Origin of the sequence: Pedobacter sp. UC225_61 (assembly GCF_044452285.1) — a bacterium.
Classification (GTDB): Bacteria; Bacteroidota; Bacteroidia; order Sphingobacteriales; family Sphingobacteriaceae; genus Pedobacter.
The window spans coordinates 1604131-1618377 of the sequence record NZ_JBIOAL010000001.1 but is presented as its reverse complement, the minus strand read 5'-3'; the positions used below and the strand labels follow the sequence as shown (position 1 = coordinate 1618377).

At 33.6% G+C, this 14247-nt stretch carries 18 protein-coding genes; 8 read left to right on the top strand and 10 right to left on the bottom strand.

Annotated elements, in window-relative coordinates:
* Nucleotides 1-14 precede the first annotated feature (14 nt).
* The gene (locus ACHMWN_RS07725) at nucleotides 15-1103 is read left to right on the top strand and encodes a redoxin domain-containing protein (protein WP_397299302.1); all 1089 of its coding nucleotides are present in this window, start codon (nucleotides 15-17) and stop codon (nucleotides 1101-1103) included.
* Between the two features lie 6 nt (nucleotides 1104-1109).
* Here ACHMWN_RS07725 and ACHMWN_RS07720 read toward each other — a convergent pair whose 3' ends face one another.
* The 6 genes from ACHMWN_RS07720 to ACHMWN_RS07695 all read right to left on the bottom strand — a co-directional run bounded on the left by ACHMWN_RS07720 (nucleotide 1110) and on the right by ACHMWN_RS07695 (nucleotide 6648).
* Nucleotides 1110-2525 carry a rhodanese-like domain-containing protein gene (locus ACHMWN_RS07720; protein ID WP_397299299.1) on the bottom strand — a complete coding sequence of 472 codons (1416 nt, stop codon included), beginning with the start codon at nucleotides 2523-2525 and terminating at the stop codon, nucleotides 1110-1112.
* A 93-nt stretch (nucleotides 2526-2618) separates the two neighbouring features.
* A complete protein-coding gene (locus ACHMWN_RS07715) occupies nucleotides 2619-3635 on the bottom strand; it encodes an asparaginase (RefSeq protein WP_397299297.1) in 1017 nt (338 codons plus the stop codon).
* 88 nt (nucleotides 3636-3723) lie between these two features.
* Nucleotides 3724-4491 carry a TatD family hydrolase gene (locus tag ACHMWN_RS07710; RefSeq protein WP_397299294.1) on the bottom strand — a complete coding sequence of 256 codons (768 nt, stop codon included), beginning with the start codon at nucleotides 4489-4491 and terminating at the stop codon, nucleotides 3724-3726.
* Nucleotides 4492-4592: 101 nt separating this feature from the next.
* Complete coding sequence (locus tag ACHMWN_RS07705; RefSeq protein WP_397299291.1) at nucleotides 4593-5174, bottom strand: FKBP-type peptidyl-prolyl cis-trans isomerase; 582 nt, start codon at nucleotides 5172-5174, stop codon at nucleotides 4593-4595.
* Nucleotides 5110-5583, bottom strand: coding sequence for an FKBP-type peptidyl-prolyl cis-trans isomerase (locus ACHMWN_RS07700; RefSeq protein ID WP_397299289.1), 474 nt, complete (start codon nucleotides 5581-5583; stop codon nucleotides 5110-5112). Before ACHMWN_RS07700 ends, ACHMWN_RS07705 begins: the two co-directional genes overlap by 65 nt.
* 54 nt (nucleotides 5584-5637) lie before the next feature.
* Nucleotides 5638-6648 carry a bifunctional oligoribonuclease/PAP phosphatase NrnA gene (locus ACHMWN_RS07695; RefSeq protein WP_397299286.1) on the bottom strand — a complete coding sequence of 337 codons (1011 nt, stop codon included), beginning with the start codon at nucleotides 6646-6648 and terminating at the stop codon, nucleotides 5638-5640.
* 114 nt (nucleotides 6649-6762) lie between these two features.
* On the opposite strand from ACHMWN_RS07695, the gene ACHMWN_RS07690 reads away from it, so the two are divergent.
* The 3 genes from ACHMWN_RS07690 to ACHMWN_RS07680 all read left to right on the top strand — a co-directional run bounded on the left by ACHMWN_RS07690 (nucleotide 6763) and on the right by ACHMWN_RS07680 (nucleotide 8257).
* Nucleotides 6763-7182: a nucleoside-diphosphate kinase gene (locus tag ACHMWN_RS07690; RefSeq protein WP_397299285.1), complete on the top strand. Its 420-nt coding sequence runs from the start codon at nucleotides 6763-6765 to the stop codon at nucleotides 7180-7182.
* Nucleotides 7183-7267: 85 nt separating this feature from the next.
* Nucleotides 7268-8026, top strand: a complete 759-nt coding sequence (locus tag ACHMWN_RS07685; protein WP_397299282.1) for an FKBP-type peptidyl-prolyl cis-trans isomerase — start codon at nucleotides 7268-7270, stop codon at nucleotides 8024-8026.
* Nucleotides 8027-8083: 57 nt separating this feature from the next.
* A complete protein-coding gene (locus tag ACHMWN_RS07680; RefSeq protein ID WP_173272734.1) occupies nucleotides 8084-8257 on the top strand; it encodes a hypothetical protein in 174 nt (57 codons plus the stop codon).
* Between the two features lie 31 nt (nucleotides 8258-8288).
* On the opposite strand, the gene ACHMWN_RS07675 is transcribed toward ACHMWN_RS07680, so the two are convergent.
* Together ACHMWN_RS07675 and recF are read right to left on the bottom strand one after the other, a co-directional pair.
* Nucleotides 8289-8579, bottom strand: a complete 291-nt coding sequence (locus ACHMWN_RS07675) for a DUF721 domain-containing protein (protein WP_372817162.1) — start codon at nucleotides 8577-8579, stop codon at nucleotides 8289-8291.
* A complete protein-coding gene (gene recF / locus ACHMWN_RS07670; RefSeq protein WP_397299280.1) occupies nucleotides 8572-9675 on the bottom strand; it encodes a DNA replication/repair protein RecF in 1104 nt (367 codons plus the stop codon). Before recF ends, ACHMWN_RS07675 begins: the two co-directional genes overlap by 8 nt.
* A 124-nt stretch (nucleotides 9676-9799) precedes the next feature.
* Here recF and ACHMWN_RS07665 point away from each other — a divergent pair, with 124 nt between their 5' ends.
* The 3 genes from ACHMWN_RS07665 to ytxJ all read left to right on the top strand — a co-directional run bounded on the left by ACHMWN_RS07665 (nucleotide 9800) and on the right by ytxJ (nucleotide 11599).
* Entirely contained in the window at nucleotides 9800-10468 is a 669-nt protein-coding gene (locus ACHMWN_RS07665) for a tol-pal system YbgF family protein (RefSeq protein WP_397299277.1), read from the top strand.
* A gap of 114 nt (nucleotides 10469-10582) precedes the next feature.
* Nucleotides 10583-11074, top strand: a complete 492-nt coding sequence (ribH, locus tag ACHMWN_RS07660; protein ID WP_397299275.1) for a 6,7-dimethyl-8-ribityllumazine synthase — start codon at nucleotides 10583-10585, stop codon at nucleotides 11072-11074.
* Nucleotides 11075-11266: 192 nt separating this feature from the next.
* Nucleotides 11267-11599, top strand: a complete 333-nt coding sequence (gene ytxJ, locus ACHMWN_RS07655; protein WP_397299274.1) for a bacillithiol system redox-active protein YtxJ — start codon at nucleotides 11267-11269, stop codon at nucleotides 11597-11599.
* An 82-nt stretch (nucleotides 11600-11681) separates the two neighbouring features.
* Here the strand turns inward: ytxJ and ACHMWN_RS07650 are convergent, their stop codons facing one another.
* Both ACHMWN_RS07650 and ACHMWN_RS07645 read right to left on the bottom strand, forming a co-directional pair.
* A complete protein-coding gene (locus tag ACHMWN_RS07650; protein ID WP_397299273.1) occupies nucleotides 11682-13196 on the bottom strand; it encodes a malate:quinone oxidoreductase in 1515 nt (504 codons plus the stop codon).
* Nucleotides 13197-13265: 69 nt separating this feature from the next.
* Entirely contained in the window at nucleotides 13266-13670 is a 405-nt protein-coding gene (locus ACHMWN_RS07645) for an OsmC family protein (protein WP_397299270.1), read from the bottom strand.
* A 122-nt stretch (nucleotides 13671-13792) separates the two neighbouring features.
* On the opposite strand from ACHMWN_RS07645, the gene ACHMWN_RS07640 reads away from it, so the two are divergent.
* Nucleotides 13793-14233, top strand: a complete 441-nt coding sequence (locus ACHMWN_RS07640; protein ID WP_397299268.1) for a GNAT family N-acetyltransferase — start codon at nucleotides 13793-13795, stop codon at nucleotides 14231-14233.
* The last annotated feature ends 14 nt before the right edge of the window (nucleotides 14234-14247 follow it).

The window sequence follows — 14247 nt, the reverse complement described above, 5'->3', positions numbered from 1 at the left end:
AAAACTTTATTCCCATGAAAAATCTGTGTAGTAGACTAATTGTACTTTTTTTATTTGTCACTTTATTCTTTACGGCATCTGCCCAAAAATTCAACATACATGGAACGGTAACTGGTTTAAAAGATAGCACCTGGATTTTTTTAAGAACAGCTACCCCAGAAGTAAAACTTGATTCAAGTATAATTTTAAATGGGAAATTTACCCTAAAAGGAAATATAGATGAAAAGGCTGTTGAAATGATCATATACACAGCAAACTATAAAGACTACACCATGTTGTGGGTTGAACCAAAAGATATAACGGTAACGCTCAAAGGTGGAGAGTTTAGAAAGGCAATGATAATGGGCTCTAAAACTCAAACTGAGGCCGATGTTCTAAGAAGTAACTTAAGTGTGATAGATCGACTACAAGATAGCTTAACAAAATCTTTAAAAGGTAAAAGTGCTGCAGAGTCAGCAGCTATATGGGATAAAATAAAAACTACTCGTAATGAAGAACAAAAAGTTTATCAGAATTATGTGAAAGACAATCCTAACTCCCTAATTGCGGCTAACGTATTACAAGTATATGCTTCTTCTTGGGGAAAAGAAAAAACAAGAGAATTATACCAAAACCTTAGTGCTGAACAAAAATCATCCAAATTTGGAAAGGCAGTTAATGAATACCTTGCGTTAAATAAAGAAATAAAAATCGGCAACAAATTTGAAGATTTCGAACAAGAAAATGTCAGTGGCAAAAAAGTTAAACTTTCCGCTATTAAAGGCAAATATATATTACTAGAATTTTGGGCTTCATGGTGTGGACCATGTAGAGGAGAAAATCCAAATTTAGTAAACACTTACAATGCGTATAAAAGCAAAGGTTTTGAAATATTGGGCGTTTCTGCAGATGATAATAAGGCAGATTGGCTAAAAGCAGTTAAAGATGATAAACTACCTTGGGAAAATGTAAGTGATTTAAAAGGCGATAGAAATTTAGCGGTAGTGATTTACGGCATTAATGCATTTCCTACAAATTACCTGATTGATGAAAAAGGCATTATCATCGCAAAAAATCTACGAGGCGATGAATTAAAAAAGAAACTTGCTGAACTGCTGCCTTAAGATTAATTAACTTTTCATTGCCTTACTTGGGCAAGCAAAGTCAGTACGTTTTAAGTTCGTCGCTTTTATTGCTCCATAACCACCAGCTATATCAATTACATTGTTGATGCCACGAGCTTTTAAAATTGAAGCCGCAATCATAGAGCGGTAACCGCCAGCACAATGAATGTAATACGTTTCATCTGGATGAACCTCTGTGGTCCAGTCGTTAATGTAATCTAAGGGACGAGTAAGTGTAGCTTCTAAATGTTCAGCTTCGTATTCGCCAGGCTTGCGTACATCTAAAGCCTGTATAGAATCATTCGCATTTAAAATGGTTTCGAATTCGTCAGCTGAAATGGATTCAATCTGGTCTATTTCTTTTCCTGCATTTTGCCAAGCAGTTATTCCACCAGCTAAATAACCAATGGTATAATCGTAACCTACTCTTGCTAAGCGTGTAATCGTTTCTTCGGCCTTGCCCTCATCCGTAACTAATAATAGTTCTTGTTTCAAATCGGTAATTAAAGCACCAACCCAAGGCGCAAACTGACCATTTAAACCAATGTTTATCGATTTTGGGATAAAACCTTTGGCAAATACTTGAGGATCTCTTGTATCTAAAATTAAAGCATCTGTTTGGTTTGCTTTTAATTCAAATTCTTCGGGTGATAAAGCAACTAAACCTTTTTCATATACCTCATCAATACTATCGTAACCACCTTTGTTCATGGCTGCATTCTTAGCAAAATATTGTGGAGGAGGCAAAAGACCATTTGTTACTTCCTTAATAAAGTCTTGTTTAGACTTTGCCTTTAACGCATAATTAACTTCTTTCTGATGTCCTAATGTATCAAATGTTTCTTTACTCATGTTCTTACCACAAGCAGAACCTGCGCCATGAGCTGGATAAACGATCACATCATCTGCTAACGTTAGAATTTTATTATGTAATGATTCATAAAGTGTTCCCGCCATATCTTCCATGGTTAGCTCGCCTTGTTGTGCTAAATCTGGTCGACCAACATCTCCAATAAACAATGTATCTCCGGTAAAAATGCACTGATCTTTACCATTTTCATCCGTTAATAAATAAGTTGTAGATTCTGGGGTGTGACCTGGAGTATGTAGTGTAGTAATGGTAATATCACCGATTTTAAACTGTTCACCATCAGTAGCAATATGTGCTTTAAAATCTGTTTTGGCCGTTGGACCATAAACTATAGTAGCTCCAGATTTTTCCGCTAAATCTATATGTCCAGATACAAAATCTGCATGAAAATGAGTTTCGAATATATACTTAATGTTTGCGCCATTATCAGCTGCCTTTTTCAAATAAGGCGTTACTTCGCGTAGCGGATCAATAATAGCTGCTTCGCCATTACTTTCGATATAATAAGCCGCTTCGGCTAGGCATCCAGTATATATTTGCTTAATCTTCATAATCAATTTTAGCAAAAATAAGGGTTAATCTTATATAAGTGATATGATCTTCATCATAATTGCAGAAGTTTTACTTAAATGGAGCTGTGTAACCTAATTGGTTAACTCTCCTGCTATTGAAACTTCCATTAATCTTTTCACTTCTTCTATCGACAAGCCCTGCCCCATTAAGTACATTAATTTGGTTACTGCAGCCTCAAATGTTAAATCGTAGCCACTTATAATACCCATTTGCTGTAGCTTTCTACTGGTTTCGTATACACCTAGTTGAACTGAACCACCTTTACACTGTGAGATATCTATAATAATCTTGTTGTCTTCAATTGCTTTTTCTAAACAAGCGATAAACCAAGGCGCTGTAGTTGTGTTTCCAGATCCAAATGCTTCTAATACAATAGCTTCAACACCAGATTTGGTAATTGCTTTTACTGCATTTTCAGTTATACCTGGATACATTTTTAACACACCAATATTTGCATTAAAAACAGTATGAATTTGAAATGGTTTTTGTGGGATTGGTAGAATATAATTAGGATAAAAAGATAAGCTCACTCCTGCTTCTGCTAAAATTGGATAGTTTGGCGAAGTAAACGCTTCGAATTTTTCTGAATTATATTTGATAGAGCGGTTACCACGGAATAACTGATAGTCGAAATAAACACAAACTTCTGGCACCATTGCTTTGCCACCTTTTTTTGTTGCTGCAATTTCTAAAGCTGTTATTAAATTTTCTTTGGCATCTGTTCTGATCTCACCTATTGGCAACTGAGAACCTGTTAAAACAACTGGTTTAGCTAAATTTTGTAACATAAAGCTTAATGCCGAAGCTGTAAATGACATCGTATCCGAACCATGCAGAATTACAAAACCATCAAATTCTTCGTATTTCTCTTGAATCAACTTTGCTAATTCTGCCCAAATTTCTGGGTTCATATTAGAAGAATCGAGAATAGGATTGAAGGAATGAATAGAGAGTTGATAATCTAGCCTAGCTAATTCTGGTACATTTTCTTGAATTTGTTCGAAATCAAAAGGAATTAAGGTACCCGTTTTAGCATCGTTTACCATTCCAATTGTTCCACCAGTATAAATGATGAGGATTTTTGTCATTGGGAACAAATATAAAAATTTAACATTAAGGCATTAAGATTATTAAGTCATCGTTTTCCTTAACTTCTTAATGGTAAAAAACCATAAACTACACCCCAAATATTTTCTTTGAGTTTTCTGTAGTTACCTCGGCTACTTCGTTTAAGCTGATGTTATAAATATCTGCTACTTTTTGTGCAACATGAATTAAATAACTGCTTTCGTTTGGTTTACCACGATATGGTACTGGTGCTAAATAAGGAGAATCCGTTTCTAAAACGATATCATTAAGCGAAATTTCCGCAAGTGTTAAATCTAGCCCTGCTTTTTTATAGGTCACTACGCCACCAATACCTAAATAAAATCCTAATGCTATTGCTCTCTTTGCTTGCTCCAAATTACCTGTAAAGCAATGGAAAATCCCTCTTAATTTATCATCGTTCAGCTCTTCTAAAACTTCGAAAACTTCATCAAAAGCTTCACGACAGTGAATAACTATTGGCAAACTTAATTCTTTTGCCCACTTAATTTGCTGCTTAAAAGCATCTTGTTGAATGGCTAAAGTTGTTTTATCCCAATATAAATCAATGCCTATTTCTCCTATCGCATAAATCTTTCTACCTGTTATACTTTGATGAATAGTAGCTAATTGTGTTTGATACTCTTCTTTCACGTCGCAAGGATGCAAACCAGCCATAGCAAAACAATTTTCAGGATATCGATTAACCAAATCATCTATCATTTTAATGGAAGCAACATCCACATTTGGCAAAAAAAGACGTTTTACATCATTAGCTAAGCAACGCTCCATCATTAAGGCCTGGTTAACTACATCTGTTTCGTAATAAAAATGGGTATGAGTATCGGTTAACAACATATACAAAGGTATTTTTATTTCCAGCAATGCTGAAATATATTCATAAAAAAACCCCATTCAAATAAATGAATGGGGTTATATATTTTATAATCTACTTACTATTATTTTGTTGTTGGAACCGGTACAGGTGGAGCAGCTGCAGCTGGCTTACCTTTGATAATGTTTACAATTTCAACATCAAATACTACTGGAGCATATGGACCAATGCCTGCTTGTGGTGCACCTTGTTCTCCCCAACCTAAGTTAGAAGGAATAACAATCATTATTTTACCGCCTTTACCAATCATAGTTAAAGCTTCTGTAAAACCTGGTACTGTACCACCCATTACCATTTTAGTTGGACCAAAAACTTTTCCTGGACGATCTAATTTCCACTCTTTTCCTATTTTCTGATCGCTAGTATCAAATACTTTGTATTTACCATCTTTATCTTTTTTGGTTAACTTACCAGTATAGTTTACTTCAACTGTATCGCCCATTACTGCTCTATCAGCATTACCAGGTGCAGAAATTATATAATTTAAGCCACTTGCTGTAGTTTTAGTTTTTAAGCTATTATCTGCGATATAAGATTTGATTTTTGCAGGTTCACCGTTTTTAATTTTATCCATAGTAGCTTTATAATCTGCTTGGAAAAATTCCCCAGCTCTTTTTTGGAAAGTAGAATCTGCCTTCGTTAGCATTCTTTTTAAATACTTTTTCAATTTTAACTACAAACGTTTGGTATTTATCGTTTTTAAATTGCTCGCCTTTAGGCTGTTTAGTGTAGAAAGCTAAGGTATCTAAATTGATTTTAAAAGTTGCGCTATCACCTTCTCCTATCAATGTTAATGCATCTTGCTGATCACCAGCATACATTTTCTTTTGTGCTTGGAATACTTGAGGAACTCCATTTTCAAATGAGCTATAAAAAACTGAATCCTTATCATTTTTAATAATAAAGTTCATTTTAATAATATCACCTTCTTTAATTTTCTCTTTTCCCTCTGAATGGTGAATAGTATACAACAAACCTCCTGGACCTTTTTTTTCTGTGTTACAAGCAGCTAAGCCTAATGTAGCTGCAAAAAGAATTACTAAACTTTTTTTCATTATATTTTCTATTTTTTTAGATTGATTTAGAGTGCTTACTCTTTTGATTTTATATTATTGTAATAATTGTGTTTTATACTCAGGTAAAATTGATTTAAACTCTGCTATTGTATCTACTAAATTCTTATCAGAAGCACCACCAGCAGCATTTCTGTGCCCACCACCATTAAAATACTTTTTACATATTTCGTTTGCAGGGAAATCTCCAGTAGAGCGTAAAGATAATTTAACTTTATCAGTTCTTTCTATAATAAATGCAGCTAGTTTTATGCCGTTAATTGAAAGCGCATAATTCACAATCCCCTCTGTATCGCCTGTGGCAATGTTATAACTTTTCAACTCTTCTGCAGTAACTGTAATTATAGCGGTATTAAATTCTCTAATCACCTCTAATTTGTTTGATAAACAATGACCCAAGAAACGTAAACGATTTTCTGAAGCATTATCGTATACCAGTTGGTGAATGCGCCAATGTTCTGCTCCTAAATCGATTAAATCTGCTGCAATTCTATATACAGCTGAAGTTGCTGAAGGGAAACGAAAAGAACCAGAATCCGTCATAATACCAGTATACAAACAAGTTGCTACATCCTTATTGATGAGTTCGCCGTCATTTAGTTCATTTAATATAAAATCGTAAACTAACTGAGCTGCTGCACATGCATTAATATTCCAATGACGATAATCATCAAAGTCTTCTGGCTCTAAGTGATGGTCAATCATCAATTTTAAACCTGAAGCTTGACGAATATGCTCGCCTAATTCGTTTATCCTGCTTAAGGTATTAAAGTCGCAGCAAAAAATTAAGTCAGCTTGATTAACTAACTCTATAGACTTTTCCTCAGCCTCTGTATATATAATTACATCAGAATTATTAGGTAACCAATGCAAGAAATCAGGATAATCTGTAGGTGTAATTACACTAACGTGATGCCCTTTCTGAATTAAATAAGCATATAATCCTAAAGAAGAACCCATTGCATCGCCATCAGGTTTATGATGTGTTGTGATGACAATCTTTTGTGGCGTTGCCAGTACTGTTTTTAATTCTGAAATTGATATCATAAATTTTCGCCTGCAAAGCTAATAATTTTAGATTTAATTGATAGCTTTTATTCAATAGCTTTAATATTAAGGTAAAGAATTGTATTTTTGCAAAAAATTTGAATTAAATATACAATGAGTACAAATAGAACATTTACCATGATTAAGCCTGATGCAGTTGCAAACGGGCATATTGGCGCAATCATAAATGATATTACAAGCGCAGGTTTTAAAATCATTGCTTTAAAATACACGAAATTAACTCCAGAAACTGCTGGTGAATTTTATGCGGTACATAAAGCACGTCCATTTTACAATGATTTAGTGAGCTTTATGTCTTCTGGACCTATCGTTGCAGCTATTTTAGAAAAAGAGAATGCAATTGAAGATTTTAGAACGTTAATTGGCGCTACTAATCCAGCTGAAGCTGCAGAAGGAACAATCCGTCAGAAATATGCAAAATCTATTGATGCAAACGCTGTTCATGGATCTGATTCTGATGAAAATGCAAAAATTGAAGGAGATTTCTTTTTTACCGCTGCAGAGCGCTTCTAATTAAATCACAATAAATTATTAATAAGCACTTTATTTAGTTAGGGTGCTTATTTTTTTTTCTATATTTCGACCTTAAAAATAATCTATGAAGAAAATAATGCTTGCATCGCTAGTTACCTTAGTTGGACTTAGCGCAAATGCTCAAACAGTTGCAAAAAAAAACACACCAGTCAAAAAACCAGTAACTGCTAGTAAAATAGTACCTAACAAAGCTCCACTTTTTAAAAACACATTAGATTCTGCTAGTTATGCATTAGGCATAAATGTAGCCAGTAGTTTTAAAAATGGCGGTTTAAATACTATTAATTACGAATTGTTTAACAAAGGCATTAAGGATGTTTTTGCAAAAGCTAATCCAACCTTAACCCAAGAACAATGTCAAACTGTTATCAATAACCTTTTTACTAGTTTTAACAAACAAAAAGAGAACGCTGATAAACAAAAATACTCAGCTAATGTAAATGCTGGCGCTGCTTTTTTAGCGCAAAATAAAACCAAGCCTGGTATTAAAACTACTGCTAGCGGTTTGCAGTACGAAGTCATTGTACAAGGAACTGGAGTTAAACCTACAGCAACAGATGTAGTTACTGTAAATTATAAAGGCACATTACTTAATGGGTTTGAATTTGATAGTTCTTATAAAAGAGGAGAGCCTGCAACATTTGGTCTAAATCAAGTAATTAGTGGCTGGACGGAAGGTGTTCAATTAATGGAAACAGGATCGAAATATCGTTTCTTTATCCCTTATAATTTGGCTTATGGAGGTAGAGAAACTCCAGATGGAAGTATTCCACCATTTAGCACTTTAATATTCGAAATAGAATTGATTAAAGTTGGTGAGTAATTAAAATCAAACTAATTGTGATTTGGTATGTTTAATTTAAAAATAAATCAGATGACAATGAAAAAATACACCCCATTAGCTCTTATTGCCTTATTAGCGACAACTTTGAGCAGTTGCGAATTAGTTGAAGGAATTTTTAAAGCAGGATTTTGGACTGCAATAATTGTTGTAGTAATCGTTTTGGCTTTAATTATTTGGATAATCTCTAAAGTATTTGGCAATAGAAATTAAAATCAGTGCAATTCATGTTGCACTGATTTTTTTATAAAAAGACAATTTCAGTAATTACTTCTGAGCCGGCTCTTTCATTTAGCTTTTGAATAATGCCGGTTCTAACCATCAGTAATTCGTTTTTAATAACTGAGGATTCTATTCTGACGAAAAGCTTTTTATTGCTCACATAAATTTGTGTAGTACGATTTGCCACCGCAGTACCCATCAATTCTGGCCAATGTACAACAACGCCAGTTTCATCATACTTTCCACGCAATCGATAAACCGAAAGCATTTTAGTAATGGCATCTTTTAAGGATATGTCGTTTGGTTTACGCATGTTCAATTACTCCGTTCGCTACTTCAAACAAAGTTACATCAACTTTAATCTCATTAAAAACAGAAACTACTCTTTCTTTTCCTGTATCAGTAATAAATAGCTGTCCAAAATCGTGATGAGAAACCATTTCCATTAATTTACGTACTCTTAGATCATCTAATTTATCAAAAATATCATCCAATAAGAGTAAAGGTTTAAAACCTTTAAACTTCTGCAAATAACTATACTGTGCCAGTTTTAAGGCGATTAAAAAAGATTTTTGTTGTCCTTGTGATCCAAACTTTTTTAAGGGCATATCACCAATCGTAAATAACAATTCATCTTTATGAATACCTGTTGTGGTCCGTTCTAAAATTCTATCTTTTTCTATTGATTGAGCGAGTAATTCTTCAAAACCCTGCTCATTTAATTGCGATTGATAACTTAAAGCTACTACTTCGGCCTGATCAGAAATGTAGGTGTAATGCTTGTTAAATAATGGAATAAAATCAGTTAAAAATTCTTTCCTTTTCTCAAAAATCTTATTTCCCGATAAGATTAATTGTTCATCTAAAATCTGCAATAAAGTCACATCTAATTTTCGGGTAGCTGCAACTTGTTTTAATAACGCATTGCGATTTAAAAGATGTTTATTGTACGTAATCAGTTCATCTAAATAATTCGCATCAGTTTGAGAAATTACGTTATCGATAAACCGACGTCGCTCCTCACTCCCATCCATAATTAAATTCACATCGTAAGGAGAAATCATTACCAAAGGGAAAAGCCCAATATGGTTTGCCAACTTATCGTACTCTTTTTTATTTCTTTTAAACTGCTTTTTCTGATTCCGTTTTAAACCGCAAGTGATTTTTTCATTTTTCTCTTTTCGCTCAAAATCTCCTTGTATTAAAAAAAGATCTTCATTGGATTTAATTTGCTGACTATCTATAGGATTGAAATAACTTTTGCACAGACATAAATAATGTATTGCATCTAATAAATTGGTTTTACCAGCGCCATTATTGCCTACAAACGCATTTACAGTTTTTGAAAAGCGAAGCTCAGCAGATGAATAATTTTTAAAATTAAGAAGTGTAATATTTTTTAACCACATAAATTAGGCTGCAATTTACCTTTTTTACCAATGCTAATCGACTAAAGTTTAATTAAATAGTTAAAAAGAACTTGATACTTTCATTGAAAAACGTATTTTTGCAATCCTTAATTTTTTTAAATAAATGTCTACAACAGATAAAACAGTAAGTCAACCAGTTAGAAAAGGTGGTTTTTTAGAAGAGAATGGTAAAAGTTTTTTATTTATAGGTGTTGCAATTTTAGCTTTAGGAGCAATTGCTGCTTATTATTTTTACTCATACTTGCCAAATAGAGCAGAAAAAGCTGCTGGTGAAATGTATAAAGCAGAACAGTATGTTGGCATTGATTCGTTAGCTAACAAAGCTATTAATGGCGAAGGCGGTTATCCTGGTCTTGAAAAAATTGCTGAAGAGTATGACAATACCAAATCTGCAAATTTAGCTAACTTGTATTTGGGTGGTATTTATTTGCGTAAAGGTGAATACAAAAAAGCTACTGAAGCTTTAGGAAAATATACAGCTACTGGTAGTCCAGTTGCAGATCCATTAGCTTTAGGTTTATTAGGCGATGCATATAGCGAATTAAAAGATTACAAACAAGCCGCAACTTACTATCAAAAAGCAGCTGATAAAGCGAGTAATAAATTTACATCGCCAATGTTTCTTAAAAAATTAGGGTTGGTTTATGAAACGCTAAAAGATTTAAAAAGTGCTGAAGAAGCATACACAAAAATCAAAACTCAATATCCAGATAGCCAAGAGGCTGCTATGATTGATGAGTACATTGCTCGTGTACAAGCTTCATTAAAATAATTTTCCGCATTGCGGATTGAAAAGACTCTGTATATGCAGGGTCTTTTTTGTTTTATGACAACAGTACAACTTTATAGTCTTTTAACATTTAAACAATAAATTTACCTTTGTAGCATGGCAACACATCTTAAGAACCTTTCCGATTTTTCTCATACAACCATTCCAAATGGCGCAGATTTTAAAATTGCTATCGTTGTAGCAGAATGGAATGCTAAAATTACAGGCGCATTGTATCAAGGTGCTTTTGATACGTTGGTAGAGCATGGTGTAAAAGAAGAAAATATCATTTCTATGCCAGTACCAGGAAGTTTTGAATTAACAGGGGCAGCAGAAATTTTATTAACTAAAAATGTTGGTTTAGATGCGGTAATTTGTTTAGGTTGTGTAATACAAGGTGACACTAAGCATTTCGATTTTATTTGCGATGCTGTTGCGAACGGAATTACAAATGTTGGCATTAAACACAGTAAACCTGTAATTTTTGGCGTTTTAACTACCAACGATGAGCAACAAGCATTAGACAGAGCTGGTGGCAAACATGGCAATAAAGGAGATGAAGCTGCCATTACTGCTTTGAAAATGGCGCACTTTTCTGCAACAATTTAACAAGCTTGCTTGATATTCATAAAAATTTGTAATTTAGAACTTTAATCAAGGAAAATTTAAAACACAAATCGATGAAAAAGATTGCTATTCTATTAATATTTTTATTTTGCGCAATAGCCGTATTAGAATCTTGCTCTTCTCGTTTGTGTCCTGCTTATAGTTCTTATCCGGAAGGAAAAAGAAGAAGATAAAATGCAGTGGATAAGTCTTAACAACCAAGAACAAGTCAAATTAATAAAAGAAAACATCGGATACAGTGTGATTTTTAAACACAGTACACGTTGTTCTATTAGTTTAATGGCTAAAAGAAATTTCGAATTAGATTGGAGTGCTATTCCTGAAAATACAACTCTTTATTTTTTAGATTTAATTGCACATAGAGATATTTCCGCATTAATTGCTGAAACGTTTCAGGTTCATCACGAATCTCCACAAGTGTTATTAATCAAAGATGGCGAATGTATTTTAGATTTATCACATAGTGACATTTCTGCTGAAGAAATTGCAGAGCAGATTACAACTTAAGTCATTCTTTGTTAAACGTCACTCTGAATTTACTTCAGTATCTTTGGTAGAAAGATGCCGAAATCAATTCAGTAGGATACATTTATGCACTCACATCATTCAACTTCAATACAGCAGAAGTACGCAATCTAGTTTCTTTACAAAGTGATGTATTATTAGCCAGCTTCTCTCCATAAGTAGGAATCATAGCTTTAATTTTCGTTTGCCATTCTTCACTTTTCAATTTGGTTTTAAAACAACGATTTAATAAATCAAGCATAATAGAAACTGCGGTTGAAGCGCCTGGTGACGCACCTAATAAGGCAGCAATTGACCCATCAGCAGCACTAACTACTTCTGTTCCAAACTCTAATATTCCACCACCATTTGCTTTCTTTTTAATTACCTGCACTCGTTGTCCAGCATATTCCAATTCCCAATCTTTAAATTCTGCATTTGGAAGATATTCTTTTAAAGCCTCAAATCTATCTTCAGGAGATTGGCGTACTTGCTCAATTAGGTATTTTGTTAGATCGAGATTTTTCAATCCTGCAGAAACCATCGGTCTAATGTTATCAAGCTTTATAGACAAAGGTAAATCTAAGAATGATCCGTGTTTTAAAAATTTAGTCGAAAACCCAGCATAAGGACCAAATAATAAAGCTTGTTTTCCATTAATAATGCGAGTATCTAAATGTGGAACCGACATTGGCGGCGCACCAACAGCAGCTTTCCCATACACCTTTGCATGGTGTTTTGCAATCACTTCTTCATTTGTACATTTTAACCATTGTCCGCTTACTGGAAAACCACCAAATCCTTTTCCTTCTGGAATATCAGATTTTTCTAACAGTGGTAAAGAACCTCCACCAGCACCAATAAAAACGAACTTCGCCAATCGGATATCTTTTTTACCAGACTTTAGATTCTTAACTTTAACTCTCCAATTCCCTTCAGCTGTTTTATCTAATTCACGTATTTCGTGATGAAAATGCAACTTCACATTTGCTTGTTTACCCAAATAGCTAAACATTTCACGAGTTAAGGAGCCAAAATTCACATCAGTTCCTAAATCCATTTTGGTCGCTGCAACTTTCTCCTTTTTATTTCTACCATCCATAATTAGCGGAACCCATTCTTGTATAACTTTTGGGTCCTCACTATATTGCATGTCTTCAAATAGATTACACTTTTGTAAATTAGTATAACGAGTTTTTAAGAAATCAACATTGTCTTTACCCCAAACAAAACTTAAATGTGGAATATTTCTAATGAATAAATGTGGGTCTGAGAGAATATTTTTTTCGACCAAATAAGCCCAAAATTGTTTAGAAATCTCATAAGATTCGGCAATTTGTATTGCCTTTTTAATATCTACAGAACCATCTTCTTTTTGAGGGGTGTAGTTTAATTCGCAAAATGCCGAATGACCAGTTCCTGCGTTATTCCAAGCATCAGAACTTTCTGCCGCCGCGATATCTAAACGTTCGTAAATTTCTATGCTTAAATTAGGTTCCAATTCTTTTAAAAGCAACCCTAGTGTGGCGCTCATTATACCTGCACCAATTAAAATTACATCTGCGTCGGTTTCAACAACCGTCTTTTTTTTTCTACTCATTTCTCAAATTAAACCCAAAGGGGTTTGAATTTACAAAGCATAATTAATGCCAATAAAAGTCATTTTATGCTAATAATTAAAAGTTATATTTTGTTTAATATCCGGATGAAGGCTATACGAAACCGGGCAAGTTTTAGCTGCATGCTCAATAATCGATTTTTCTTTTTCCGTATAGGTATTCGAAGGGAACTTTAGATTTACATTAATTTCTGTTACACGGCGTGGATTTTCTCCCATAACTTTAGTGATCTCAGCAGTTGTTCCGTCAATATTAAAATGATGTGTTTTTGCAGTAATACCGACAATGGTAAGCATACAATTTCCTAAAGAGGTTGCTAGTAAATCCGTTGGCGAAAAAGCTTCTCCTTTACCCTGATTATCTACAGGTGCATCGGTTATAATTTCATTGCCAGATTTTAAATGGATAGATGAAGTTCTTAAATCGCCAGTATACGTAATTTTTGAAGTAGCCATTTTTGTGATTTTGAACCACAAATTTACTGATTTTGAAGAAATAGAAAAGCATAAACCCATCAATTTGAGATTGAAATGAATATTTATAGTGCTATTTTTTATCTTAGCTTAAAAAAATTCAATTGGAAAAGATAATAACACAGCTTTTAGCAATTACGTTAAAAGATGCTGAAGAAATAACATCATTATCTACTCAACTTGGCTATGAAAATGAGATTGAAGATCTTTTAGATAGAACTAAAGAAATTCTGAAAAGCAAGAACGACTGCATATTCGTAGCTAAACTTGATGGAAATATTGTGGGTTGGATTCATGGATTTCGAGCTGTTAGAATAGAATCTCCATTATTTGTAGAAATTGCCGGTTTAGTGGTTGATCGTAAACAGCAAAAACAACATATTGGAAAAAGCTTAGTTGAAGCAGTAAAAGACTGGAGCATTTCTTTAGGCATAAAGAAAATTCGAGTTCGGTGTAATATTATTCGAACTGAAAGTCATAAATTTTATGAAAACATTGGTTTTTCTCAGAACAAACAACAAAAGATTTTCGAAATTGAAATTTAAAGCTCAATATATCC

Bases quoted from the DNA above. Each gene is read 5' to 3' on its own strand.
- ACHMWN_RS07725 (WP_397299302.1), top strand. From the start codon at position 15: ATGAAAAATCTGTGTAGTAGACTAATTGTACTTTTTTTATTTGTCACT.
- ACHMWN_RS07720 (WP_397299299.1), bottom strand. From the start codon at position 2,525: ATGAAGATTAAGCAAATATATACTGGATGCCTAGCCGAAGCGGCTTAT.
- ACHMWN_RS07715 (WP_397299297.1), bottom strand. From the start codon at position 3,635: ATGACAAAAATCCTCATCATTTATACTGGTGGAACAATTGGAATGGTA.
- ACHMWN_RS07710 (WP_397299294.1), bottom strand. From the start codon at position 4,491: ATGTTGTTAACCGATACTCATACCCATTTTTATTACGAAACAGATGTA.
- ACHMWN_RS07705 (WP_397299291.1), bottom strand. From the start codon at position 5,174: ATGCTAACGAAGGCAGATTCTACTTTCCAAAAAAGAGCTGGGGAATTT.
- ACHMWN_RS07700 (WP_397299289.1), bottom strand. From the start codon at position 5,583: ATGAAAAAAAGTTTAGTAATTCTTTTTGCAGCTACATTAGGCTTAGCT.
- ACHMWN_RS07695 (WP_397299286.1), bottom strand. From the start codon at position 6,648: ATGATATCAATTTCAGAATTAAAAACAGTACTGGCAACGCCACAAAAG.
- ACHMWN_RS07690 (WP_397299285.1), top strand. From the start codon at position 6,763: ATGAGTACAAATAGAACATTTACCATGATTAAGCCTGATGCAGTTGCA.
- ACHMWN_RS07685 (WP_397299282.1), top strand. From the start codon at position 7,268: ATGAAGAAAATAATGCTTGCATCGCTAGTTACCTTAGTTGGACTTAGC.
- ACHMWN_RS07680 (WP_173272734.1), top strand. From the start codon at position 8,084: ATGAAAAAATACACCCCATTAGCTCTTATTGCCTTATTAGCGACAACT.
- ACHMWN_RS07675 (WP_372817162.1), bottom strand. From the start codon at position 8,579: ATGCGTAAACCAAACGACATATCCTTAAAAGATGCCATTACTAAAATG.
- recF (WP_397299280.1), bottom strand. From the start codon at position 9,675: ATGTGGTTAAAAAATATTACACTTCTTAATTTTAAAAATTATTCATCT.
- ACHMWN_RS07665 (WP_397299277.1), top strand. From the start codon at position 9,800: ATGTCTACAACAGATAAAACAGTAAGTCAACCAGTTAGAAAAGGTGGT.
- ribH (WP_397299275.1), top strand. From the start codon at position 10,583: ATGGCAACACATCTTAAGAACCTTTCCGATTTTTCTCATACAACCATT.
- ytxJ (WP_397299274.1), top strand. From the start codon at position 11,267: ATGCAGTGGATAAGTCTTAACAACCAAGAACAAGTCAAATTAATAAAA.
- ACHMWN_RS07650 (WP_397299273.1), bottom strand. From the start codon at position 13,196: ATGAGTAGAAAAAAAAAGACGGTTGTTGAAACCGACGCAGATGTAATT.
- ACHMWN_RS07645 (WP_397299270.1), bottom strand. From the start codon at position 13,670: ATGGCTACTTCAAAAATTACGTATACTGGCGATTTAAGAACTTCATCT.